Here is a 23,393-nt window from a genome sequence, read left to right as displayed (position 1 = left end):
CGCAGCCCGGCGCCGGGGCCTGCGCACAAGCTCGTACCGAGGCAGTCCGCCGCGTTGTACCGAGCGGTAGAGTGCGGACCCAGTACAGCACGGTACGAACAGGACCGAGCGGAAGGGGGCTTCCAGGTGGCGGTACCCGATACCGGACAGGGGACGGCGCGGGAGCTGTACGCGGCGGCCATCGGCGCCGGCAGGGGCGAAAGGTTCGAGCTGGACACCGCGGTCGCGGAGAATCTCGCCGCCGCGTGCGACCGATTGGTCGACGATCTGGGCCGCGCGATGGCCGACGAACACTTCGTCACCAACGTGAGCGGTTTCCCCGAGCTGCCCACCGGACACGGCCTCACCCGCGGGTTCGCCGCGAAGGGACGGCAATACCTGGACACCCTGGCCGCGTTCCAGGAGACGGCGCTGCTGTTCAAGGCCGCGTATCTCGCCGCGGCCGACCGGCTGGCCGACGCCGAGGCGGCGAATCGGGCCGCACTGCGGCTGATCGCCGATCATCTGGAGCCGCGTTGAGTGCGCACCCGTGCGGCGCGACCGACTGAGGGGGACGACCGATGGCAGACTCCGCGGCACGCGCCGCCGCCGACGGCATCCGGCAGGAGCTGGCCGGCTTCACCGACGACGCAACGGATCCCGCCTATGCGCCGGATCGCGAACTGTTCGGCGCCTACACCCACCAGCAGATCTGGGATCTGGTGCACGAAGCGCTCGACCCGGCGGCGCTGGGCCGGACCGCCGCGGCATGGCAGGCCAACGCGACCGCGGTGGCCGAAGCGTTCCAAGCCTTCTCCGATGCCACCAACCGGGAGTTCGCGCGCTGGTCCGGCCGGGCGGCCGACGCCGCGGTGAGCGCGACCAGGCAGTTCGTCCGTACGGGCGGGGAAGCGCACGACGTGTGTCGAGCAGTCGCTCGGTTGATGGAGTTGAATAGCGATGCCGCGCAGACGGTCCGGGGCGCCATCACGCCGCCGCAGCGGTACCGGCCGCTGGCGGACCCGGCCGCCGAGGCGGTTTACGGTGGAAAACGTAGGATGGAACACGACAGTGCGGCGGCAGACATCGAGGCGGATGTCCGGGACACGATGACTTACGTCTACACCCCGACGATGCCCGCCACCGGCGACCGCGTTCCCCGATTCCCCCGGCCGCGCGAAATCTCGGCGGCCGACAACACGCCCGACGGTCCGGATTCCGTCCGCGGAGGCGGCGCACGGTGAAATGGGTGCTCACCCCGGACGAGTTCACGCATGTCTGGACGAACGAAACGAGCCTGGACCGCAGGCCCTACCCGGTCAATATGGTGCCCTCGGCCACGGCGCGGACCGAGTCGGAGTACCACGCCCTCCAGCTGCCGCAGCGCTTCGCCCGGCAAGCCGACCCCGACCTGGCCGCCGCGCTGGTGCTCTGCGCACGTAACGACGCGACCACCATCACCGTCTCCGGCGAACGCTCGCCGCTCTCGCGCAACGGCAGCGGGTCGGAGGCCGACCGGATTCTCGCCTTCGCCGCCGTGGTGCACAACCACGCGGGAATTCTGGTCGCCACGCCGGACCGGGTGACCGTGCGGATGTGCCACGCCCGCGCCGTGGGCGAACGCCTGGTCCAGATCATCGGTTCGGCGCGGCGGGGCAAGCTCGCCCCGATGCGGGAGCCGCAGGACGCGGTGCTGAATCCGGATTGCACCGAGCCGTTCGTCACCAATGGTCGCGGTGCGGCGAAGTTCCGCCGAACCCTGCGCAAGCCGGTGGACGGGCGGGGCTTCATCACCGTCACCGTGCAGCCGGAGAACCCGATGTCCCCGCCCACCCGCCATCGCACCTGGCTGGACTTCACCGGCGACGGTCGCTACTTGCTCACCAGCGCGCACGATCTGATCCTCACCCCCGTGTCGGACGAGGAGTTCGCCGCACAGCTGTTGCGGCTCGCGCAAGTGTGACACGGACTACGTCCGACCGCGCCCGTTAAGGTTGGGCCATGCCGAAGCAGTGGACGGCGTGGCCTACCGAGGCTCTGCGAGCCGACGGCTTGCGGGTGGCCGAGTTGGACACCTCCGGAACACCGGGTTTCACCGGCGGCAAGAAGGAGGGTTCGGCCTTGCTCGCCGAACGCGCCGAGGTGCTGTCGGAGCTGCAGGAGAAGCTGTACGCCAACGGCCGGTCCGGCGGCGACCGGCGCAACGTGCTGCTGATCCTGCAAGGCATGGACACCGCGGGCAAGGGCGGCATCGTCCGGCATGTCATCGGCTCGGTCGACCCGCAGGGCGTCGACCACGCCGCGTTCGGCGTGCCGACGCCGGAGGAGAGCCGCCATCACTATCTGTGGCGCATCCGCAAGGCGCTGCCGCGCGCGGGTCAGCTCGGGGTGTTCGATCGCTCGCACTACGAGGACGTGCTGGTGGTGCGGGTGCACAATCTGGTGCCGCCGACGGTGTGGCAGCCGCGCTACGACGAGATCAACGCATTCGAGCGGGAACTGGTGGACGAGGGCACCTCGCTGGTGAAGGTGGCCATGTTCGTCTCGCTCGACGAACAGAAACGGCGGCTGGCCGAGCGGCTGGAACGCACGGACAAATTCTGGAAGTTCAACCCGTCGGATATCGACGAGCGCGCCTTCTGGCCCGCTTACCAGGAGGCGTACCAGGCGATGCTGGATCGCACGTGCACCGAGTACGCGCCCTGGCACGTCGTGCCCGCCGACCACAAGTGGTTCTCTCGCCTCGCCGTCACCGAACTGCTGATCGCGGCCCTCGAGCGGCTGGAGCTCGACTGGCCGCAACCCACCTTCGACGTCGAGGCGCAGAAACGGCGGCTTGCCCGGGCCTAGCCGATTCCCGGCCGACCATGTCGACCCTCGCCGGCCTGATCCAGCAGGTCACGCGGGTCGGCGGGCAAACTGCCGCCACACGGCCGGGCCGGATATTTCGGAATCTCTCAGGAAGGCCGACGATGATGGCGGCTGTGGCCCGACCACGCGGCGAGGTGGTCGGCGGATCTACGATCGTGGCGGCAGAACCGTCCGGCGAGCGAAAGGCGTGGTGAGCGCACGGTGAGCAAGAACCAGGGTGGGAAGTCGAACCCGCTGCTGGCGGCGGAACGCGCCGACCGCAACCGCAAGATCTTGGTCCAAGTGGCCGTCGCCGCCGTGCTCGTCGCGCTGATCGCGGCGATCGGTATCGGCATCGCGGTGAAGAAGGCCCGCAAGGACAATCCCGGCCCCGCCCCGTCCATCGCCGCGACCGGCACTGCGAACGCGGGCGCCGTGCCCGGGTCGATCACCGGCAACGGCGCCGTCCGCGTCGGCAAGCCGGACGCGAAGGTCACCGTGCGGGTCGTCGCCGACCTGCAGTGCCCCGCGTGCAAGGCCTTCGAGGCGGCCAATGGGCAGGTGCTCGAGGATGCGGTGGCCAACGGCACCGCGGTGGTCGAGTACAACGTGATCGCCTTCCTGGACAAAGCGTCCACCACGCGCTACTCCTCGCGCGCGGCCAACGCCGCCTACTGCGTCGCGGAGGCCGACCCGTCGAAGTACCAGGCCTGGCTGAAGACGATGTACGCCCAGCAGCCCGCGGAGGGCGGCGCGGGCCTGCCCGACGAGCAGCTGGTCCAGATCGCCAAGAGCGCCGGTTACACCGACGACGCGGTCGCCCAGTGCATCACCGACCACAAATACGACAAGTACGTCCAGACCCGTACCAAGGAAGTGCTCGACAGCGGCATCCAGTCGACCCCGTCGGTGTTCGTCAACGGTAAGAAGATCGAGTCCAGCCCGCAGGTCTTCGGCGCAGGCGGCCTCGCACCCGTGATCAGCGCCGCCGCGGGCCAGTGATCACCGCGGGGCCCCGGGCCGCGTGGGTCCTGTTGCTCGGCGGGCTGGCCGGCTGGCTGGCCTCGGTCGCGCTGACCGTGGAGCGGTTCAAGCTGTTCACCGATCCCGGCTACACGCCGTCGTGCAGCATCAACCCGATCCTGTCCTGCGGGTCGGTGATGGTGACCCACCAGGCGGCGATCTTCGGATTCCCCAACCCGCTGATCGGTATCGTCGGGTTCTCGGTGGTCGTCACGCTGGGAGTGTTGTCGGTGGCCGGGGTCGGCTTCCCGCGCTGGGTCTGGGGCGGGCTGTGGCTGGGCACCCTGCTCGGGGTCGGTTTCATCTGCTGGCTGATCTTCCAGAGCCTGTACCGGATCAACGCGCTGTGCCCGTACTGCATGGTGGTGTGGGCGATCATCACGCCGCTGCTCGCGGTATGCACCGACCAACTGTGGGGGCGCTCGCGCGGTCCGCTCGGCGTGCTCGCCGAGTGGCGCTGGACGATCGTCGCGCTGTTCTTCGCGGTCGTACTGCTGCTGGTGTTCCTGCACTTCCAGGACTACTGGCTGTCGCTGGTCTGATCCGGATCAGTTCGGCGGGCCGGCGACCAGCACCACCGGCACCGTGCGGGCGCCGCCCGCGCCGGCGATGCCCAATCGCACGGTCTCGCTCGGCTTGCGCCGGTTCAGCGCGATGCGCAGCGACTGCGCGTTGCTGACGGGGTGATCGTCGATCGAGGTGATCACGTCCCCGGCGGCCAGACCGGCAGCGTAGGCGGGCATGCCGTAGATCGCCATGTCCACGCGGGCTCCGGTACCGGCCGGCAGCGCGTTCGAGGCGAGCACACCGAGCGTGGCCGTCGGGCCGATGTGCACGGTATCGGTGGGGGCGCCGGAGCGGATCTGCTGGACCACACGCATCGCGGCGTCGATCGGCACCGCGTAGCCGTTCGCCGGGTGGTCGGCCGTGCGCGTCCCGTCGCCCGACGCCGCGGCGATGACGCCGACGACGGCCGCCTGGTGATCGACCAGGGCTCCGCCGGACTGCCCCGGTGTGACCGCCGCCGCGACCTCCAGCATGCCGTTGAGCGCCTTGCGCGACAGATCGGCGGCGTTGATCGCCACGATCGCGCTGTTCAGATCGGTGAGGGGGCCGTGCACCGCGGTGGGCGTGCCGCCCGTCCCGCCCGCGTTGCCGATCGCGAGGACCTCCTCACGCAACCGCAATTCGGCCGAACGGCCGATGGTCGCGGTCGGCAGCGCGGCGGCCGCGGTCAAGTCCAGCAGCGCGATGTCCGCGTCGGCGTCGTAGCCGAGCACCACCGCGTCGTAGACCTTGCCGTTGCCCACGTCGGTGACGGTCACGGTGTCCGCGCCTTTGACCACGTGATGGCTGGTGAGCACCTCGCCGTCGGCGGTGAGGACGATGCCGGACCCCGCCGCACCCGGCCCGGATCGCTCGGCCGAGGCGTTGATGTTGACCAGCGCTGGTCGCACCGCCGCGGAGACGAGTCCCGCGTCGAGCGGCTCGGGCGGAACGAACGCGACCGAAGCCGCTGCCCCCGCGGGGCCGGGGCGGTCGCGGTCCGGCAGATCGCCGCGATACCCGAGGAACGCCGCGACCACGAGCATGAAGGTGACGACCAGCACGAACACCCGGCCACCGCCCGGCGCGCGACGCGCCCCGATCCACTGCTGCCGTTCTTCGTCCATGGCTCTCCCGCCTCGGCCGAACCTCCCGGCTCCATTGTCGCCGCTGCGCGCCGCCGAAGATCATCGAACCGGGGAGCTCGCCGTAAAAAAGGCCCGTGAGCGTGCTTTTTTCGGGTCGCGGTTGGCAACCGCACCCATGCGGCGGTAGGCATGTCCTCATGACCACTGCCGCCGCCTACGCCCTGGCCGCTCCCGATGGCTCGTTCGAGAAGGTCACGATCCAACGCAGGGACCTGGGTCCGCGTGACGTGCTGATCGACATCAAGTTCGCGGGCATCTGCCACTCCGACATCCACACCGCCCGCGACGAGTGGGGCAGAACCCGCTACCCATGCGTGCCGGGGCACGAGATCGCGGGTGTGGTCGCCGCGGTCGGATCCGCGGTCACCAAGTATCGGGTCGGCGACCGCGTCGGTGTCGGCTGCATGGTGGATTCCTGCGGGGTCTGCGCGCCCTGTCTCGCCGACGAGGAGCAGTACTGCACCGCGGGCGCGACCATGACCTACAACACCCCGGTCGACCCGGCGGCGCAGCCCGGCGGTCACACCCTCGGCGGGTACTCCACACAGATCGTGGTGACCGAGAATTTCGTGGTCGCCATCCCCGAGGGAATCGGCTTGGACGTCGCCGCGCCGCTGCTGTGCGCGGGCGCGACACTGTACTCGCCGCTGCGGCACTGGGGCGCCGGGCCGGGCAAGAAGGTCGCCATCATCGGCATGGGCGGGCTCGGCCACATCGGGGTGAAGCTGGCAGCCGCCATGGGCGCCGAGGTCACCGTGCTGAGCCACTCGCTGAGCAAGCAGGACGACGGCAAGCTCTTCGGCGCTACCGGCTATTACACGACCACTGACAAGCAGACCTTCCGCGAGCTGCGCGGCCGGTTCGACCTGATCCTCAACACGGTGTCGGCGAGCCTGCCCATCGACGACTATCTGCGCCTGCTGAATCTGGACGGCACCCTGGTGATCCTCGGCCTGCCCGAGAAACCGATGAGCGTCAGGGGGTTCAACCTCGCCACGTACCGCCGCTCGCTGGCGGGCTCGATGATCGGCGGCATCGCGCAAACACAGGAGATGCTGAACTTCTGCGCCGAGCACGGTATCGGCGCCGAGATCGAACTGATCGCCGCCGACGAGATCGACGGCGCCTACGACCGGGTCGTGGCCAGCGACGTGCGCTACCGGTTCGTCATCGACGTCTCCACCATGTGAGTCCGCTCGCCGCACCGGTGCGGCCGCGCGGTGTGGGGGGCGAACCGGCCGTCGCGTGAGTACCTTGGCCTTGTGTCTGCGGAGGACGAAGACCAGACGCCACGGCCGGCCATCGCCGCACGCGGTATGCCGCCGTGGCTGCCGCGCGCGTTCCTGCTCGCCGCGGCGACGGTCACCGGGTTGCTGGCGGCCTTCTGGGTGCTCGAGCGGCTGCGCAGCCTGCTGACGATTCTGCTCGTCTCGCTGTTCCTCGCGTTCGCGATCGAACCGGCGGTGAATTGGCTGGCGCGGCGCGGCATGCGGCGCGGCCCCGCGACCGGACTGGTGTTCCTCGGCCTGACGGCCCTGGTCGTCGCCTTCTTCTGGACCCTCGGGGCGCTGCTGGTGGAGCAGGTCACCACGCTGGTGCAGAACGCCCCCGAATACGCCGACCGTGGCGTCGACTGGATCAACCGCACCTTCCACAAGGATCTGTCCAGTACGGACATCCAGAAGTACGCGACCGACTGGAGCTCGACCCTGGAGGGTTATCTCACCGGATTGGCGGGCAACGTCTGGGGCATCGGCACGGCCGCGATCGGCGCGCTCTTCCAGGGCCTCGGCATTCTGCTGTTCACCTACTATTTCGCCGCCGACGGCCCCAGAATCCGTACCGCCGTCTGCTCGCTCCTGCCGCCGCGGCGACAGCGACACGTGTTGCGCGCCTGGGATATCGCGGTCGACAAGACCGGCGGCTACATCTATTCCCGGGGACTGCTCGCGCTCGCCTCGACGCTCGCGCACTACGTCATGCTGCGGCTGCTGGACGTGCCGTCGGCGTTCGCCCTCGCACTGTGGGTCGGGGTGGTCTCCCAGTTCATCCCGACCGTCGGCACGTATCTCGCCGGTGCGCTGCCGGTGATCGTGGGTTTGGTGCACGGGCCGAGTACCGCGCTGTGGATTCTCGGCTTCATCGTGCTCTATCAGCAGTTCGAGAACTACGTGCTGCAACCGCGCATCACCGCGTCCACCCTGGACATGCACCCGGCCGTCGCGTTCGGGGCGGTGCTGGCGGGTGCGGCGCTGCTGGGCGCCACGGGCGCGCTGCTGGCCATTCCGGTCACCGCGACGGTGCAGGCGTTCTCCGGCGCCTACATCCGCCGCTACGACGTCCCAGCCGACGTGGAGGCCGATATCGGCCGTCGGTCGGGCTCACCCAAGCGCCGCCGGAAGTTCGCCAGGCAGTTGACCCTGCGCCTGGCAGGCCGTCACGAGCCACCCGCGGAGTGACCCGCGACCGGCGTATCCCACGCCAGGGGGTAGCCATGGATCGCGCACCGATGTAGAAATCTCGGGAAAAGATCCGCACCTCTCGGTGCCGAGGCTGGATGGGAACAATGCTGAAGCGGCCGCCGGACCTGGCCTTCGACCTCGGCAAGATGCACCACAGGCGCAACGACGTGGTGGCCGCGCGCGAGGCGTTCCAGATCGCCATCGACTCCGGCCATCCGAACTGGGCGCCGCTGGCCGCCGCGGAACTCGGTGGGCTGCTCAGCGTGGTGGGCGACAAACCGGCCGCGGAAGGCGCCTACCTCGTCGCGGTCGATTCCGGCCATGCGGACGCGGCGCCGCGCGCGGCCTACAACCTCGGTCTGTTGCTGGCCGAGCGCGGCGACATCGCGGCAGCCGAAGCGATGTACGAGCGCGCCGCCGAATCCGGGCATCCCGACGCGGCGCCGCGGGCCTGGATCAACCTCGGCTACTCGCGCGCCAAGCGGGGCGACTCGGACGCGGCGCGCACGGCCTACCAGCACGCGATCGACGCGGGCCCCGGCGACATCGCCAGACTGGCCCTGTCCAACCTGGCCTACCTCCTGCGCGCCGAGGGCGACCTGGACGGCGTGCAGGCCGCCTACCGGGCCGTGATCGCCGGTTGGCCCACCGGCCAGGCGTTCATCCTCGCCGGCGACCTGGTGCAGCATCTGAGTGAGGCGGGCGATCTGGCGGCGGCGAGGGAGGTGAGCCGGTCGCTGGCCGAATCGGGCGATCCCGCGGTGGCCGCGCGGGCCAGTTTCGACGTCGGCGTTTTCAGCGAACAGCTCGGTGAGCCGGACGTGGCCCTGGCGGCCTTCCAGCGCGCCCTCGATTCGACGGATGCGGAAGCTCGGGTCCGGGCGGCGGCGGCGCTGGCGCCGATCTACCACGAACGCGCGGCGACCGTGCTGCGCGAGACGGACTGGGCGGGCCTGGCGCACGCCCACGGATCCGCGAGCGATGCTCCCGCCAGGCTCGTCGACCTGATCAGCTCATCCGTCGAGGACCAGGCACGCGGCATCGTCTTCCTGTACTCCACGGTGCTGCACCAGGGTTCGATCTACTCGGTCACCGCGCCCGCCGCCGAGGTCGTGCTCGGCGCCCTGCTACACGAGCGCACCGACGTGACGTACCCCCGCGCCTGGGTGCGCGAGCCGCAACCGTTGCGGTTGGAACTGCTCAACTGGCTGCACGAGGTGATCGCCACCGCGGCATGGCAATCGGCCGACGAGGACGGCGGCGAACTCCCCGCGGCCGACCGCGGCGCCGCCGCGGATTGCTTGGCCCTGCTGCCGCGCGTGCGGGCCGCCACCGCGGCCGCGCTGGCCGTGGCCGAGGCCGAAGCGGTGGCCGACGCCGCCACCGAGGTGCTCGCGACGCTCAGCGCGCTGCCCGCCGTCCGCGGGTGATCGCGCCGCGACCCTCGCTCGTTGCGCCTCAGCTCACTCGGCGGACTCCAGCCGTCTGCGGACGCGGCGCGCCGCCGCGACCAGGTTGCGCAACGACGGCTCAAGCTGCCAGTAGTGCCGGGTCTTCAGTCCGCCGTCCGGATTGGCCCACAATCGCTGCGGCGTCACCGCTTCGGCGGCCGCGGTGAGCAATTCGTCCAGCTCGTCGATACCGGGGATGCGGGCGGACCGGCTCTCGTACACGCCGGGGCCGACGCCGTGGCTGAGCCCGTGCCCGGAAGCGAGGTCTTCCTTCAGCGCTCGCAGCACCCATTCGATCGAGCGCGTCGCGACGATGGCGGTGACGTCGGCGTCCAGTTCTTCGATCGCATCGACCACCTCGGCGCGGCCGGAATAGCCGATGTGCGTGTGGATCTGCGTCTCGGCCTGCACCCCCGAGGTGGCCAGCCGGAACGCGCCGATCGCCCAGCGCAGGTACTCGGCGCGGCCCTCGGGCCGCAGCGGCAGCATCTCCCGGATCGCGGGCTCGTCGACCTGGATGATCGCGATGCCCGCTTTCTCCAGGTCCACCACTTCGTCGCGGATGGCCAGCGCCACCTGGTCGGCGGTCTCGTGCAGCGGCTGGTCCTGCCGGACGAAGGAGCGGGCGACCATGGTGACCGGCCCGGTGACGATGCCCTTGACCGGCTTGTCGGTGAGCGACTGCGCGTAGGTGATCCACTCCACCGACATCGGCGCCGGGCGCGACACGTCGCCGTAGATGATCGGCGGCCGCACACAGCGTGATCCGTACACCTGCACCCAGCCGAAGTGGGTGGTCGCGAAACCGTCGAGCAGCTCGGCGAAGTACTGGACCATGTCGTTGCGCTCGTGCTCGCCGTGCACGAGCACGTCCAGGCCGATGTCCTCCTGCAACCGGATGGTCGCCTCGATCTCGGCCTCGATCCGCTTGCGGTACTCCTCATAGGACAACCGGCCCGCACCGAGCTCGTAGCGCGCCTGGCGGATCCGGGTGGTCTGTGGGAAGGAGCCGAGCGTGGTCGCCGGCACCGGAGGCAGGTTCAGCTTGCGCTGCTGGGCTTCCCGGCGCACCTCGTAGGGCTCCCGGGAGCGCATGTCCGAGGTGATCGCGTAGACCCGCTGCCGCACCGCGTGCTTCTGCTTGAAGTGCACCTCGGTCGGCCGCTTGCGCCACTTGTCCGACGGGCCCTCGGTGAGCGCCTTGGCGAGCGAAACCACCTCGCCCACTTTTTGTTTCGCGAACGCGAGCCGTTCGGCGACATGCGCCTCGATGTCGTATTCGACCAGCAGATCGTAGGGCACGTGCAGCAGCGTGGTCCCGGTCGAGACGACCAGGTCCGGACACACCTGGGCCAGTTCGTCGAGGTATTCCAGCGTGACGTAGCGGTCGGCGCGCCACACATCGCGCCCACTGATCACGCCGGCGTACAGGCGCTTGCGGCGCAGGCCGGGCACCTCGGCCAGATCCTCCGGGCGCACCCGGTGACTGGCGAGGTCGAGGCCGATCGCCTCGACGTTGGTGCTCGCCAGGATGGTCAGCGCCGCACCGAAATCGCCGTACTGGCCGGTCACCAGGATGCGGGGGCGCAGCGGGGCCTTGCCCAACCGGTGATAGGCCATGTCGAACGCGGCCAGTTCGGCGGCGGTGCGCTCACTGGTGAACGCGGGCTCGTCCAGCTGCACGCAGGTGGAGCCGCGCTTGGCGAGGATCTCGAACAGCTCCTCGTAGACCGGTAGCAGCTTGTCCAGCAGGCTCAGCGTCTCGAATCCGCCCGACTCGCCGGGGATGTGCCCGGCCTTGGCCAGCAACAGCAGCGAGACCGGCCCGAGGACGACCGGGCGCAGTTCGATGCCGACCGCCTTGGCGCGATCGAATTCGTCCAGCAGCGCCTCGGGGTGCAGCGAGAACTCCGTATCGGCGTCCATTTCCGGCTGGCGGTAGTGGTAGTTCGTGCCGAAGAACCGGACCAGCTCGAGCGGCGGCAGGTCCGGACGGCCGCGCGCCATGAGGAAGTAGAAGTCCAGCGGATGCAGGCCCTCGCGATACGGTTCGAACCGCTTGGGCACCGCACCGAACAACAGCGCGTTGTCCAGCACGTGGTCGTAGAACGAGAAGGTGTTGCCCGGCACCTGGGTCAGTCCGGTGGCGGCCAGCTCGTTGAACTGGGTCTCCTGGATCTCGCGGCCGACCGCGAGCAGTGCTTCGCGCTCGAGCGAACCGTGCCAGTAGGCCTCCAGTGCCCGCTTGAGCTCGCGGTGCGGCCCGATCCTGGGATAGCCGAGAATGCTGGACCCGTAGCCGTCGGTCACGTTCACCATGAGCGGGATACCTTCTTTCGATCACCTGCGCGGCCTCTGCCGGGATCGACGGATCGATCCCGGCGCTGCGCTCCGGATACCCAGCCGAGCCGTCGCTATGGCCCGGCGGTTGTGCAGCTGTCGGGTGCGAGTCTTACGAGCACCGTTCGCGGCCCGCGAGACTTCCCGGGGCCGCGAACACGCAGCGCCGCAGGCGCTGCGAAATCAACACCGCATCAAGCCCTGTACTGGTAGAAGCCCGCGCCGGTCTTCTTTCCGAGCAGCCCCGCCTCGACCATGCGCATCAGCAGCGGCGGCGCCGAGTACAGCGGCTCCTTGAACTCGCCGTACATCGAGTCGGCGATGGATTTCACGGTGTCCAGGCCGACCAGGTCGGTCAGCGCCAGCGGGCCCATCGGGTGGGCGCAGCCGAGCACCATCGCCTTGTCGACGTCCTCCTTGGTGGCGAAGCCGGACTCGACCATGCGGATCGCCGACAGCAGGTACGGCACCAGCAGCGCGTTGACCACGAAGCCGGAGCGGTCGGCCGAGCGCACGACCTGCTTGTCGAGCACGTCGCCCGCGAAGGCCTCGGCCCGCACGGAGACCGACTCGCTGGTCTTCAGCGTCGTGACCAGCTCGACGAGCGGCAGCACCGGGACCGGGTTGAAGAAGTGCATGCCGACAACGCGCTCGGGGTTCGCCGTGGCGACCGCGATCTTCATGATCGGGATGGAAGAGGTGTTGGAGGCCAGCACGGCCGAGGGGTCGGTGACGACCTTGTCGAGCTCGGCGAAGATGCTGGTCTTCACCTTCTCGTCCTCGAGCACCGCCTCGACCACCAGCTGGCGGTCGGCGAAGTCGCCCAGATCGGAGGTGAACCGCAGGCGCCACGCGGCCTGTTCGCGCTCGCGCTCGGTGATCTTGCCGCTGCTCACGCCGCGATCGAGGGATCGGAGGATGCGCGCGCGGCCCGCCGCGGCCAGTTCCCGGGTCTGCTCGTACACCAGTACGTCGACGTGCGCCCTGGCACACACCTCGGCGATTCCGGCGCCCATCTGGCCGGCGCCGATGACACCGACGCGTTGGATCTTTTCGCTGCTCACGTCCCGCTCCTGCTGGGTTGTCTGGCTCTGGGGTGGCTGATCTGCGAAGGTGTCGCTCCGGTGTGAGCGCCCCTTCGATGGTCCAAGGTATAGGGTGCCCTCCCCGCCGGGGCTGTTCAGCGGGGAGGGCAGTACACCCCTACCGGAGTAGAGGATGGTCGGACTTCACGTCGGGAACCTCAGTGGAACTGTCCCTCTTCGGTCGAGCCCTTCAGCGCGGCCGTCGAGGTGTTCGGGTCGACAGTGGTGGCGATGGTGTCGAAGTAGCCCGCGCCGACCTCACGCTGGTGCTTGATGGCGGTGAAGCCACGCTCGGCGGCGGCCTTGAACTCGCGCTCCTGCAGGTCGACGAAGGCGGTCATGCCCTCGCGGGCGTAGCCGTAGGCCAGGTCGAACATGCCGTAGTTGAGCGAGTGGAAGCCGGCCAGCGTGATGAACTGGAACTTGAAGCCCATCGCGCCGAGCTCCCGCTGGAACTTCGCGATGGTCGCGTCGTCCAGGTGGGCCTTCCAGTTGAAGGACGGCGAGCAGTTGTAGGCCAGCAGCTGGTCCGGGAACTCGCCGCGGACGGCCTCGGCGAACTTGCGCGCGACCTCGAGGTCCGGCACGCCGGTCTCCATCCAGATGAGGTCGGCGTAGGGGGCGTAGGCCTTGGCACGCGCGATACAGGGTTCGATGCCGTTCTTCACACCGAAGAAACCCTCGGCGGTGCGGGTGCCGTCGAGGAACTCGCGGTCGCGCTCGTCCACGTCCGAGGTGATCAGGGTGGCGGCCTCGGCGTCGGTGCGGGCGATGATCACCGACGGCACGTCGGCGACGTCGGCGGCCAGCCGCGCGGAGGTCAGGGTGCGGATGTGCTGCTGGGTCGGGATCAGCACCTTGCCGCCCAGGTGGCCGCACTTCTTCTCGGAGGCGAGCTGGTCTTCCCAGTGCACACCGGCGGCGCCCGCGGCGATCATCGCCTTCTGCAGTTCGTAGGCGTTCAGCGCGCCACCGAAGCCGGCCTCGGCGTCGGCGACGATCGGGGCCAGCCAGTTGGCGACGGCGGTGTCGCCTTCGACCTTGGCGATCTCGTCGGCGCGCAGCAGCGCGTTGTTGATGCGGCGGACCACGGCCGGAACCGAGTTGGCCGGGTACAGCGACTGGTCGGGGTAGGTGTGGCCGGACAGGTTCGCATCACCGGCGACCTGCCAACCCGACAGGTAGATGGCCTTCAGGCCGGCACGGACCTGCTGGACCGCCTGATTGCCGGTGAGGGCGCCGAGGGAGTTGATGTAGTCCTCGTTGTTGACGAGATCCCACAGGATCTCCGACCCGCGGCGGGCGAGGGTGGCCTCCTCGACGACGGTGCCCTGGAGCTTCGACACCTGCTCCGCGGTGTAGTTACGGGTGACGCCCTTCCAGCGCGGGTTGGTGTCCCAATCCTTCTGGATTTCCGCGGCGGTCCTCGGGGTGCCGGTGGTCGACATCTGTGACTCCACTTCTTCGTCGTTCGGGTGCTGCCGCCGGTCGAGCTACCCAGCAGCTCTAACTGCTGAAGCGGCAATTTGCAGGCTTGCTAGGCCCTTGAGGTGTACTTCCACACGATTGCACACGGAGAAATAGCCGTCTACCTGTTGTTAGTGTGAATATGAGCTAGGTTTTCCTACCCCTTTGCTAACTCTGCAAAATTTGCCCCCGAATTGCGGTCGCGCAATCTACCGGCTGGTAGCCCTGACGTGGGGTTTTAACGTAACGCTCGTACTGTTAGCGATCGGCGAGCGGCCCGCGCCGGCCCGGGTCCGCTATTTCCAACTGTGATGACGTTCACAGAGATCTGTGTGATCGAAGTCACTTTCACTTTCGAGCGTTCAGCGAGGGGTACGAAGCTTTGAGTGTCGACCTGTCCACAGCACGGTGGCTCGAGAGCAGCCGCGGCGGTACCGGCGGGGACTGCGGTCGCACATCTCGCCGGGGACATAGAGTTTCGTTCCGGCAAGAGCATTCGGTGCATGTGGTACCAACGATGGGCGGCTGTACGCCAGAACTGGCCTCGATCCAAGCCGCGGGGAGGGCGACACAGGGGATGAGTAGTGAAAGCGGCGGAACCTGGCCATACGGGCGGCGTCCCGAGGCCGACCGGTCACCCGAGTTCGCGGGGGAACTGCAGGACATCACCATCCGAGCCCCCATGGAACCCAATCCCGACGGGTCGATGCCGAGCGGATCATCTGACCGGAAGCTGTTGCTCCAGGAGATCTTCAAACTCATGAAGGCGGCGCACAACGGAACCGTTCGGCAGATCGACTATGAGCAGGTGCGTTGGCAGGACACTGTCGTCGAGTTGAAGCATCCCCGACCCGGACATGACCATGGCTGGCACTATCGGCTGTACACCGGCGTACCTAGGCCGCCATATCACGACCATCTGGTGTGGCTTGGCGCCGGACGCAAGCCGGACGACCAGTTCAAGCCAGGGGAGTGGCGTGTATCCCAGACTGCCGAAATCGATGCATCGGAGCGGCGCTTCAAGACATGGATAATCGCACGCTACGCCGACCACTTATAAGACTCGCTGGCAAACCATAGCTGTTGAGGTTAACCTCAACAGCATGGGCACGTTCGAGGATCTGGAGAAAGCACTGGGGATCGACCTGTCGGATCCCGAGGACGCGCTGGCGCGCGACTTGGTCGACGCCGACCACGACATGCTCGAGGAGTTGGTGCGCATACGCAAGCACGTAGCCAACATGTCGGGTTCCGAGGTTGCGGACCGGATGGGGCGCCATCGATCGGTGGTCACGAACTTCGAGAAGCTCACGGCAGACCCGCATCTGTCGACTATCCGCCGATATGCCCATGCGATCGGCGCGCGGGTCACCCATCACGTCGAGTGGGTCAATCCTCGGAGCGAGGAACACATGGAGCAGCAACCGATCGCGGATGTCTCTTCACCGCCTGCAGAATCGCCACAAGCAGGTGAAATCCCGAGAGTGCGTGTGACCGGCATGGCGTTCGATGCAATGCGGCGGCTCACCCATGGCACCCCAGTGCACGTGCGGGTGAGCGCTTCGAAGGCGGTAGTGCGTGTGGCTCCTAATACGGGAACCGGTCGATGATCGTTACGCTCGTTACCGCCGATTCGGCGCAGCCGGACCCGTCGACCGGCAAGGCGCATGCCTTGGGCATCGGGTGGAGTTGGGTGGGGACTCCGACCCCGCCGATCTCCTTCATCGCGATCATCGACCGCGACGAGAGCGATCTCGAACACGCGGAGATCAGTCTTGTGTTCGAGCTGGTAGACGTTGAGGACAAACTCGTAGCGTTAGGGGCCGATAGTGACGCGCTGCGAGTGCAGGCTGTGATCACAGTTGATCAACAGTCAGACCGGTTCGCTATTCCTTTCAGTCTCGGCGCAGGGCTGCCGCTGGTGCCCGGTACCTACAGTTGGCGCGCCTCTGACACCAGCGGAAAAGAGTACGCCCGGGTGGGATTCGAAGTCAGGCAACAGTCCATCCAATAAATCGTCGCTTGGGCACTGCCCCGATCGCCAGTCGTAGCTCCGTCGCGGGTGGCCGGACGTTTCCGGTCGCCGTGCGCAGCTATTGCGTTCCGGCTCGGAATGCCAACGCTTCATATGGTGATTCGATTACTCCGTTGCCCGGAGTCGCCGTCCGGGCGCACTCAAAAGGAGATAACCGGCGGGTGCACCGTGCGCCAATGTCGCGCTATGTCGATGCGGCGGGTGATCCATACCTGGTCGTAGGACTGGATGTGGTCGAGTAGGCGTTCCAGGGCGGCGGTGCGGGCCGGGCGGCCGATGAGGCGGCAGTGCAGGCCGATGGACAGCATTTTCGGGGTGCCTTCGGCCCCTTCGCGATAGAGCACGTCGAAAGCGTCGCGGACGTGTGCGAAGAATTGCTCACCGGTGGGGAAACCGGCGGGCGAGGCGAATCGCATGTCGTTGGTGTCGAGGGTGTAGGGCACGACCAAGTGGTCGTGGTCGTGCACACGCACCCAATAGGGCAGGTCGTCGGCGTAGGAGTCGGCGTCGTAGACGAAGCCGCCGTGCTCGACCACCAGCTCCCTGGTGTTCGGCGAATCGCGGCCGGTGTACCAGCCCAGCGGTGCGGAGCCGGTCAGTTCGGTCAGGACGCGCACCGCCTCGGCCAGGTGCGCGCGCTCGGTGTCGCGGTCGGTGAGCTGGTAGGACTTCCAGCGCAGACCGTGGCAGGCGATCTCGTGGCCCAATTCGCGGAAGGCCGCCACCGCCTCCGGGTTGCGCTGCATGGCGCGGGCGACGGCGAAGATCGTCAACGGCAACCCGCGTCGTTCGAAGACGCGCAGCACCCGCCACAGCCCGGCGCGGGAGCCGTACTCGTAGAGCGACTCCATGCTCATATGGCGGTTCGGGAATGCCTCGGCGGGAGTCATTTCCGACAGGAACGTCTCGGAGAAGTCGTCGCCGTCGAGGACGTTGTTCTCGCCGCCCTCTTCGTAGTTCAGCACGAACTGGACCGCGATGCGCGCCTCCCCCGGCCACTTCGGATCCGGCGGACGCGGGCCGTAGCCGACGAAATCCCTCATGAGAGCGCCTCGCACGACTCCGTGTGGGATATCCGCGCGTTCATGCGCCGAGCTCGCCGTACAGGCGCAGCCGCGCCATGCCGCCATCGGGATAGATGTCCAGGCGCACCTCTTCCACCGACGCGGCCATCGGCTCGATCGGGAACCGATGCCTGGTGTCGGGTTGCAGCGCGGTGCGCGGCAACAACTCCAGCTCGGTGCCGTCGTTGGTGCGGCCGGTCAGCCGGGCCGCGCCCGGACTGTTGCCGATGAAGTAGGACGTGTCCAGCTCGGCGAGCCGGATCGATCCCGGCCCGGCAAGGCGGATCCGCACCCAGTCGTTGCCGTCGTCCCGGCGGCGGGCGGTCTCCCAGCCCTCACCCATGGACCTGGCCCGGCCGGGATACAGCAACTGGTTCGGCGAGCTGTAGAAGCGATTGGAGCAGTCCAGCACCAGCGCGCCGTTCTCCAACGCGGCCAGATCCAGCGGTCCGAGACCCAGCAGGCGTGGATCGGGCCTTCCGAAACCGTGCACCCGCAACCTGGCCACGCCACCGTCGGGGTGCATGGTGAGCTTCAGGTGGGTCCAGCGGTTCTCGTTCTCGACGGCGAACAAGTTGCGGTGGTCGCCCGTTACCGAGGAGCGATCGACCAGCGTCACCCAATCAGCGCGGGCGGCAATGGTTTCCGCGGGCGGATAATCGTCGATTTCCAGCGCGGACACCGAGACGGCGGGCGGGTAGTTGCCGGTGAACCACGCCGTGTCCACCACGATCCCGCGGATCACGCCCGGCACGCCCAGCCGCACGATCGCGGCGTCGTCGCCGGGCTGCCCGCGGTGTCGGCGCGTCTCCCAGCCGTCGTAGATCTGCCCTTTGTGCCCGAACTCCGCCGGCCGGTATTGGGCGGGCCCCGGGTTGATCAAATTCTCCTTCGCCGCGAAGAATTCGTCGTTCGCCCAGATCACCGAGCCGCCGAGCGGCCGTACCGCCAGATCCGGCAGCAGCGTGAACTCGTCCTCGTCGCGCCGGTCGCGCATCGCGTCTCCTGTGTCGTGCGGGATCGTCCCGTTCGGATGGCCGATCATGGCGTCTCCGGTATCGGCGCGCGCGCCGCCAGCGCCCGCAAGACCGTTTCGGTGAGTTCCGCGGCCCCCGCGTCCGGGCGGGCTCCGCAAGCGATGCCGCGCAGTACGGTGCCGGCCAGCGCCTCCGCGGTGGCGGGTTCGTCGACGATGTCGCCGCCCCGCCGAGCGAGGTAGTCCCGCAGGCGCGGCACCGCGACGTCGATCGCCCGGCGGAAGAAGTCGAAGGTGGCCAGCCAGCGGGTGACCAGGTGACCCGGATGCAGGTCCCAGCCCTGGTAGTACCCGCGCCGCAATGCCCGGGTGACCAACCGGTGGTGGTTGCGCAGCGCGGCCGCCGGATCGGCGTCGGGCACGATCTGGGTGGAGCCGTCGCACACCCACACCCCGGTCTGCGCGGCCGCGACTTGCATCACCGCCTTCGCGTAATCGGCGGCCGGGTGGTCGAGCGCCTGATCCGGTGCGGCGACACCGCACGCGGCGGTGTAGTCGTAGGTTCCGAAATGCACTGCGCTGCACCGTCCTTCGGAAAGGGCGAGCATCGCGGCGATCGGCACGGTGCCATCCGCGGCCAGGATCGCCTGCGGGCTCTCGATCTGCAACTCGAAGCGCAGGCTGCCCTCGGCGATGCCGCACCCGCGTTCCAGGCCCGCGCACAGCTGCGCCAACGCCGTAACCTGCGCTACAGCACGAATTTTCGGCACGGTGAAGACGAATCCCTCGGGCACGCCGCCCGCGCCGTCCAGCACGAGGTCGAGGGTGCGCAGCGCCCGGCGACGCTCGCCGCCGCCCAAACCCTTCATCCGGATGCCGCTGCTCGCCGGACCTGCGCGACGCCGTGCCCAGGCCGCGAGCACCGCGCCCGCGGCCGTGGCCGCGCGGTCCTCCTCGGCGTCGGCGCGCAGGCCGTAGCCGTCCTCGAAGTCGATGCGCAGATCCTGCACCGGGTCGGCTTCCAGCCGCTTGCGCACGTCGGGCAACGAATCGGTCTCGTCCAGGGCGGCCAGCAGATCGTGGTGGCGGTCGAGCAGTTCGACCGCGGTCGCGCCCCATTCCTCGGGAGTCTCCTCGGCGACCCGATCGGCCGGGACGTACACAGTGTGGATCGGTTGTGCGCGGCCGTCGGCGCCGGGATACCGGCGGCGCAGCTCGGTGTCGACCGCGTCGAGCAGGGACTCGATCCGCGCGCGGACGTTCTCGGGCAGCTTGGTCATCGTGATTCCTTGTCCCGCACAGCGGCCCAGACCCGGTCCGCGGTCATCGGCAGCCGGTACAATCGCACGCCGACCGCGTCGCGGATCGCGTTGGCCAGCGCGGGCGCGACCGGGTTGTACGGCGATTCGCTCATCGACTTGGCGCCCAACGGGCCGAGCGCGTCGGACGTCTCGGCGAAGTAGACCTCCGTGCGCGGCACGTCGGCGAACTGCGGAATGTGGTAGTGCCGCAGAGTCTGCGCGCCCACCACGCCGTGCGCGCTGCGCATGTCCTCGTACAGCGCCGTGCCGATGGCCTGCGCCGCGCCGCCCTCGACCTGCCCGCGGCACTGCGTCGGGTTGAGCACCGTGCCCGCGTCGGCGGCCTGGATCGACTGAAGGATGCGCACCACCCCGGTGCCGGGATGCACGGCGACGCGGAACGCGTGCACGTTGAAACTCACCGATCTGGGGCTGCCGTCGTGCTCGGCCTCGGCGGCGAGGTCGCCGCCGCTCAGCAGGTCGGTCGCGGTGAGCAGCCGGTCGCCGCAGTGAACGCCGCCGGAAGTCAGCACACACTCCCGCTCCGTGACACCCGCTAGTTCCGCCGCCCGGGCCAGCAGGCGCCCCCGCAGCGCGCACGCCGCCGCGTATACGGCCTTGCCCGCGACCACGATGCCCGTGGAGCCGAACGCGCCGGTGTCGTGGTCGACCAGGTCGGTGTCGCCGTGCCGGACCACGATGCGGTCGACCTCGGTATCCAGCGCGGTCGCCGCGAGCTGCGCGTGCACCGTCGTCGTACCGTTGCCGAATTCCGCCGTGCCGACCCGGATCTCGTAGCGGCCATCGGGCAGCAGCGTGGCCGTCGCGGTCGACCGGTGACCGCGCGGCGGAACGGTCGCGATCATCGCGGCGGCCATGCCGGTGCCCACCCGCCACTGCGGGCCGGGCGCGTGAACGTCGTTGCCGCGCAGCAGGGCTCGTTCGGCCAGGTCGATGCACTGGTCCAGGCCGTAACTGCCGAACACGAGATCGCTCTCGTTCACCGCGGCGCCCACGAACCGGTCGCCGGGCGCCACGGCATTGCGACGGCGCAGTTCGAACGGGTCCATGCCGAGCGCGTGCGCGAGCTCGTCCAGCGCCGATTCCACCCCGAAGATCACCTGTCCGAGACCGTAACCGCGGAACGCGCCGGACGGCATATTGTTGGTGTACACCGCCTGCGCGTCGACCCGCTTGTTGGCACAGCGGTACAGCTCCACCGACTCGCCGACGCCGTGATACATCACCCCGCCGCTGTGATTGCCATACGCGCCGGTGTCGGCGAGAACGTCGACGGCCAAGGCGGTCAGCACACCGCGGGCGTCGGCCCCGGCGGTCACCTCGACCCGCATCGGATGGCGGCAGGTCGCGGCGGTGAACTCGTCGGTACGGGTGAACTCGTACTGCACCGGCCGACCGGTGCGCAGCACGGCAAGGGCGATCAGATCCTCGGCCAGCAGCTCCTGTTTCCCGCCGAACCCGCCACCCACTCTGGCCGCGAACACCCGCACCTGCGCGGCCGACCGGCCGAACAGGCGGCACAGTTCGTCGCGGACCAGGAAAGGAACCTGAGTGCTGCATCGGATGACCAGCCGCCCGGCGTCGTCCAGCCAGCCCACCCCGCCATGCGTCTCCAGGTGGACGTGCTGCCCGCGCGGCGACTGCCAGACCCCGTGCACGACCTGGGCGGCGGCAGCCAGGCCCGCGGCCACATCCCCCACCTCGCCGTGCAACTCGGCGACCAGGTTGCGTCCGGGATCGGCGATCCGGGCCGAGGCCGGCTTGTCCCCGTGCAGTTTCGGCGCGTCGGCGCGCAGCGCGTCCTGCGGGTCGAACACGGCGGGCAGGACTTCGTAGTCGACCTCCAGCAGACGGCAACCTTCGCGGGCGATCGCGACGCTGTCGGCCACCACCGCGGCGACCCGCTGCCCCACGAACCGCACCGTCCGGTCGAGCACGTAGGTGTCGTCGGGGTCATCGGTGCGCAGCTCGTGCCGCGCGGTAGAGAACGGCACGGGCGGCGCATCGGCATGGGTGAGCACGGCGTGCACACCGGGCAGCGCCTCGGCGGCGGCGGTGCCGATCGAGCGGATCCGCGCGTGGGGGTGCGGACTCCGGAGCACCGCGATGTGCAGCGGGGCGGCCGGTGGCGCGGTGTCGGCGTCGCCCGGTCGCGGCAAGTCGAAGGTGTACGGCTCGCGTCCGGAGACGATACGCGGCCCGGCCGGGGCGCCCGCTCCTACGATCGCCGCGACCGGATCGGGCGCGATGGCGGCCGGATCGTCCGGCGTGAGCTGCTCGCCCAGCGCGGCGCGGATGGCGCGGTAACCCGTGCACCGGCAGAGGTTGCCCTTCATCAATTCGGCGAGTTCATCGCCCGGCACGCCGGCCTGCTCGTCAACGGCACATCCGAGCCCGGCGGCCGTCACCACCATGCCCGCGGTGCAGAACCCGCATTGGAACGCCGCGTCGGCGACGAACCGGCGCTGCACCGGATGCGGGTGCTCGGGCGTTCCGAGCCCGGCCGCGGTGGTGACGGACCGTCCGGCGGCGCGGTAGGCGGGAAAGACGCAGGAGTGCACCGTCATTCCGTCGACCAGCACCGAGCAGGCCCCGCAATCGCCCGAGTCGCAGCCCTTCTTCACCGCGAGGTTGCCGCTGTCCCGCAGCGCCGTCCGCAGGCACTGCCCCGGCTCCGCCGCGATATCGACGGTCCTACCGTCTACTTCGAATCGCATCAGCATCCCCGCAAATCCGCGGCGACCTCGCCGGCGAGCACCCCCGCGACGTGCCTGCGCCACTCCGGCGACCCGTGCGGATCGTCGAACCACAGTGCCGGATCGATCGCGTCCATGGCCTCGCGCACATCGCCCTCGGTGGGCGGTGCGGCGAAGTCCAGGACGACGGGCTCGCTCGTGGCGGCCGTGATCGTGACCGCGCTACGGCCACTGCCTTCCCGCCGCCCCATCACGACGGCGCCGGACCGGCCGAGCGGGGCGAGCGCGATCTTCCGAAAGCTGGTGCGGGCCAGCAGACTGTAGCGCGGCAGGCGGATGGAGCGCAGCACTTCCCCGGGCCGCAGCGCCGTACGTCCAGGACCGACGACGAACTCCCGCATCGGGATTTCCCGATCGCCGCCGTCCGCGGCCCACACCAGCGCGGTTCCGTCGAGCGCCACCAGCGCGCCGAGCACCGCTCCCGCGGGCAGCGCCAGGCAGACGTTGCCCCCGACGGTCGCGCTGCGCCAGATCTTGTGCGAGGCCAGCAGCGCCCGGCAGGACCGGGCGAACAGCGCGGTTCCCGGCCACGGATCGCGCAACACCCGCGTCCCCAGATCACGGCCCGGCGCGGCGCCGGCGAACTCGGCCAGGGTGCAGGTCGCGGCGATGTCCAGTCCGCCGTCCACGATCTCGAACGCGGGCCACCCCAGGCCGGTGATGTCGACCAGGCGCACCAGCTGATCCTGCGGCTCGGAGAACAAAAAGGTGCCTCCGGCGAGCACCGCGGCCGAAGCATCGAGCGCGGCCAGGTCTTCTCGCTCGCGAGCGATCACCACCTCGCGGATCGTGTCCAGGTCCACGTCTCACCTCGTTCCTGCCTCTCCGTCACCGTAGAGCCAGTCGGTTGCCGCCATATTGCGCATGACGCACATCGGATTGCGCGGCC

The 23,393-nt window shown here is 69.1% G+C and carries 21 protein-coding genes; 12 read left to right on the top strand and 9 right to left on the bottom strand.

Translation table 11 applies throughout. The annotated features are described in order from the left end of the window. The first annotated feature begins 126 nt into the window (after positions 1-126). The 6 genes from ACT89H_RS17060 (at position 127) to ACT89H_RS17035 (ending at position 4,394) form a co-directional block, all read left to right on the top strand. A complete protein-coding gene (locus tag ACT89H_RS17060) occupies positions 127-519 on the top strand; it encodes a hypothetical protein (protein WP_445109608.1) in 393 nt (130 codons plus the stop codon). Between the two features lie 41 nt (positions 520-560). Continuing rightward, positions 561-1,223, top strand: coding sequence for a hypothetical protein (locus ACT89H_RS17055; protein WP_445109607.1), 663 nt, complete (start codon positions 561-563; stop codon positions 1,221-1,223). Positions 1,224-1,228: 5 nt separating this feature from the next. Continuing rightward, the gene (locus tag ACT89H_RS17050) at positions 1,229-1,942 is read left to right on the top strand and encodes an ESX secretion-associated protein EspG (protein WP_445109606.1); all 714 of its coding nucleotides are present in this window, start codon (positions 1,229-1,231) and stop codon (positions 1,940-1,942) included. Between the two features lie 38 nt (positions 1,943-1,980). Then, entirely contained in the window at positions 1,981-2,829 is an 849-nt protein-coding gene (locus ACT89H_RS17045; RefSeq protein WP_445109605.1) for a polyphosphate kinase 2 family protein, read from the top strand. Positions 2,830-3,051: 222 nt separating this feature from the next. Further along, positions 3,052-3,831 carry a DsbA family protein gene (locus tag ACT89H_RS17040; RefSeq protein ID WP_445109604.1) on the top strand — a complete coding sequence of 260 codons (780 nt, stop codon included), beginning with the start codon at positions 3,052-3,054 and terminating at the stop codon, positions 3,829-3,831. Continuing rightward, complete coding sequence (locus ACT89H_RS17035) at positions 3,828-4,394, top strand: vitamin K epoxide reductase family protein (protein ID WP_445109603.1); 567 nt, start codon at positions 3,828-3,830, stop codon at positions 4,392-4,394. Before ACT89H_RS17040 ends, ACT89H_RS17035 begins: the two co-directional genes overlap by 4 nt. Positions 4,395-4,400: 6 nt before the next feature. On the opposite strand, the gene ACT89H_RS17030 is transcribed toward ACT89H_RS17035, so the two are convergent. Beyond that, positions 4,401-5,525: a S1C family serine protease gene (locus ACT89H_RS17030; protein ID WP_445109602.1), complete on the bottom strand. Its 1,125-nt coding sequence runs from the start codon at positions 5,523-5,525 to the stop codon at positions 4,401-4,403. A 158-nt stretch (positions 5,526-5,683) separates the two neighbouring features. Here ACT89H_RS17030 and ACT89H_RS17025 point away from each other — a divergent pair, with 158 nt between their 5' ends. The 3 genes from ACT89H_RS17025 to ACT89H_RS17015 all read left to right on the top strand — a co-directional run bounded on the left by ACT89H_RS17025 (position 5,684) and on the right by ACT89H_RS17015 (position 9,438). Further along, positions 5,684-6,736 carry an NAD(P)-dependent alcohol dehydrogenase gene (locus ACT89H_RS17025; protein ID WP_445109601.1) on the top strand — a complete coding sequence of 351 codons (1,053 nt, stop codon included), beginning with the start codon at positions 5,684-5,686 and terminating at the stop codon, positions 6,734-6,736. A gap of 72 nt (positions 6,737-6,808) precedes the next feature. Further along, positions 6,809-8,005 carry an AI-2E family transporter gene (locus ACT89H_RS17020; RefSeq protein ID WP_445109600.1) on the top strand — a complete coding sequence of 399 codons (1,197 nt, stop codon included), beginning with the start codon at positions 6,809-6,811 and terminating at the stop codon, positions 8,003-8,005. Between the two features lie 107 nt (positions 8,006-8,112). Next, a complete protein-coding gene (locus ACT89H_RS17015; RefSeq protein ID WP_445109599.1) occupies positions 8,113-9,438 on the top strand; it encodes a tetratricopeptide repeat protein in 1,326 nt (441 codons plus the stop codon). Between the two features lie 33 nt (positions 9,439-9,471). On the opposite strand, the gene metE is transcribed toward ACT89H_RS17015, so the two are convergent. The 3 genes from metE to aceA form a co-directional block, all read right to left on the bottom strand. Continuing rightward, positions 9,472-11,778, bottom strand: a complete 2,307-nt coding sequence (gene metE / locus ACT89H_RS17010) for a 5-methyltetrahydropteroyltriglutamate--homocysteine S-methyltransferase (protein WP_445109598.1) — start codon at positions 11,776-11,778, stop codon at positions 9,472-9,474. A gap of 215 nt (positions 11,779-11,993) precedes the next feature. After that, the gene (locus ACT89H_RS17005) at positions 11,994-12,863 is read right to left on the bottom strand and encodes a 3-hydroxybutyryl-CoA dehydrogenase (protein WP_445109597.1); all 870 of its coding nucleotides are present in this window, start codon (positions 12,861-12,863) and stop codon (positions 11,994-11,996) included. Between the two features lie 179 nt (positions 12,864-13,042). Beyond that, a complete protein-coding gene (gene aceA, locus ACT89H_RS17000; protein ID WP_445109596.1) occupies positions 13,043-14,332 on the bottom strand; it encodes an isocitrate lyase in 1,290 nt (429 codons plus the stop codon). A 596-nt stretch (positions 14,333-14,928) separates the two neighbouring features. On the opposite strand from aceA, the gene ACT89H_RS16995 reads away from it, so the two are divergent. Genes ACT89H_RS16995 through ACT89H_RS16985 form a run of 3 tightly spaced genes read left to right on the top strand, consistent with a single transcriptional unit; the run spans position 14,929 to position 16,365 of the window. Beyond that, the gene (locus ACT89H_RS16995) at positions 14,929-15,411 is read left to right on the top strand and encodes a hypothetical protein (RefSeq protein WP_445109595.1); all 483 of its coding nucleotides are present in this window, start codon (positions 14,929-14,931) and stop codon (positions 15,409-15,411) included. Between the two features lie 43 nt (positions 15,412-15,454). Continuing rightward, on the top strand, positions 15,455-15,961 hold the full coding sequence (locus ACT89H_RS16990; protein ID WP_445109594.1) for a helix-turn-helix domain-containing protein: 507 nt from the start codon (positions 15,455-15,457) through the stop codon (positions 15,959-15,961). Then, complete coding sequence (locus ACT89H_RS16985) at positions 15,958-16,365, top strand: hypothetical protein (protein WP_445109593.1); 408 nt, start codon at positions 15,958-15,960, stop codon at positions 16,363-16,365. Before ACT89H_RS16990 ends, ACT89H_RS16985 begins: the two co-directional genes overlap by 4 nt. A gap of 161 nt (positions 16,366-16,526) precedes the next feature. Here the strand turns inward: ACT89H_RS16985 and puuE are convergent, their stop codons facing one another. Genes puuE through ACT89H_RS16960 form a run of 5 tightly spaced genes read right to left on the bottom strand, consistent with a single transcriptional unit; the run spans position 16,527 to position 23,307 of the window. Next, positions 16,527-17,429 (bottom strand): allantoinase PuuE, encoded by a 903-nt coding sequence (gene puuE, locus ACT89H_RS16980; RefSeq protein ID WP_445109592.1) that lies wholly within the window; start codon positions 17,427-17,429, stop codon positions 16,527-16,529. 40 nt (positions 17,430-17,469) lie between these two features. Beyond that, a complete protein-coding gene (alc, locus tag ACT89H_RS16975; protein ID WP_445109770.1) occupies positions 17,470-18,447 on the bottom strand; it encodes an allantoicase in 978 nt (325 codons plus the stop codon). Between the two features lie 44 nt (positions 18,448-18,491). Continuing rightward, positions 18,492-19,706, bottom strand: a complete 1,215-nt coding sequence (locus ACT89H_RS16970) for a DUF6986 family protein (RefSeq protein WP_445109591.1) — start codon at positions 19,704-19,706, stop codon at positions 18,492-18,494. Next, on the bottom strand, positions 19,703-22,465 hold the full coding sequence (locus ACT89H_RS16965) for a molybdopterin-dependent oxidoreductase (RefSeq protein ID WP_445109590.1): 2,763 nt from the start codon (positions 22,463-22,465) through the stop codon (positions 19,703-19,705). Before ACT89H_RS16965 ends, ACT89H_RS16970 begins: the two co-directional genes overlap by 4 nt. Further along, positions 22,465-23,307: an FAD binding domain-containing protein gene (locus ACT89H_RS16960; protein WP_445109589.1), complete on the bottom strand. Its 843-nt coding sequence runs from the start codon at positions 23,305-23,307 to the stop codon at positions 22,465-22,467. The genes ACT89H_RS16965 and ACT89H_RS16960 overlap by 1 nt, the downstream gene beginning before the upstream one ends. Positions 23,308-23,393: the final 86 nt, after the last annotated feature.

This window comes from Nocardia aegles (assembly GCF_052545135.1).
Note: the sequence above shows the minus strand (reverse complement) of the source record. Positions and strands in the feature narration are given on the sequence as shown.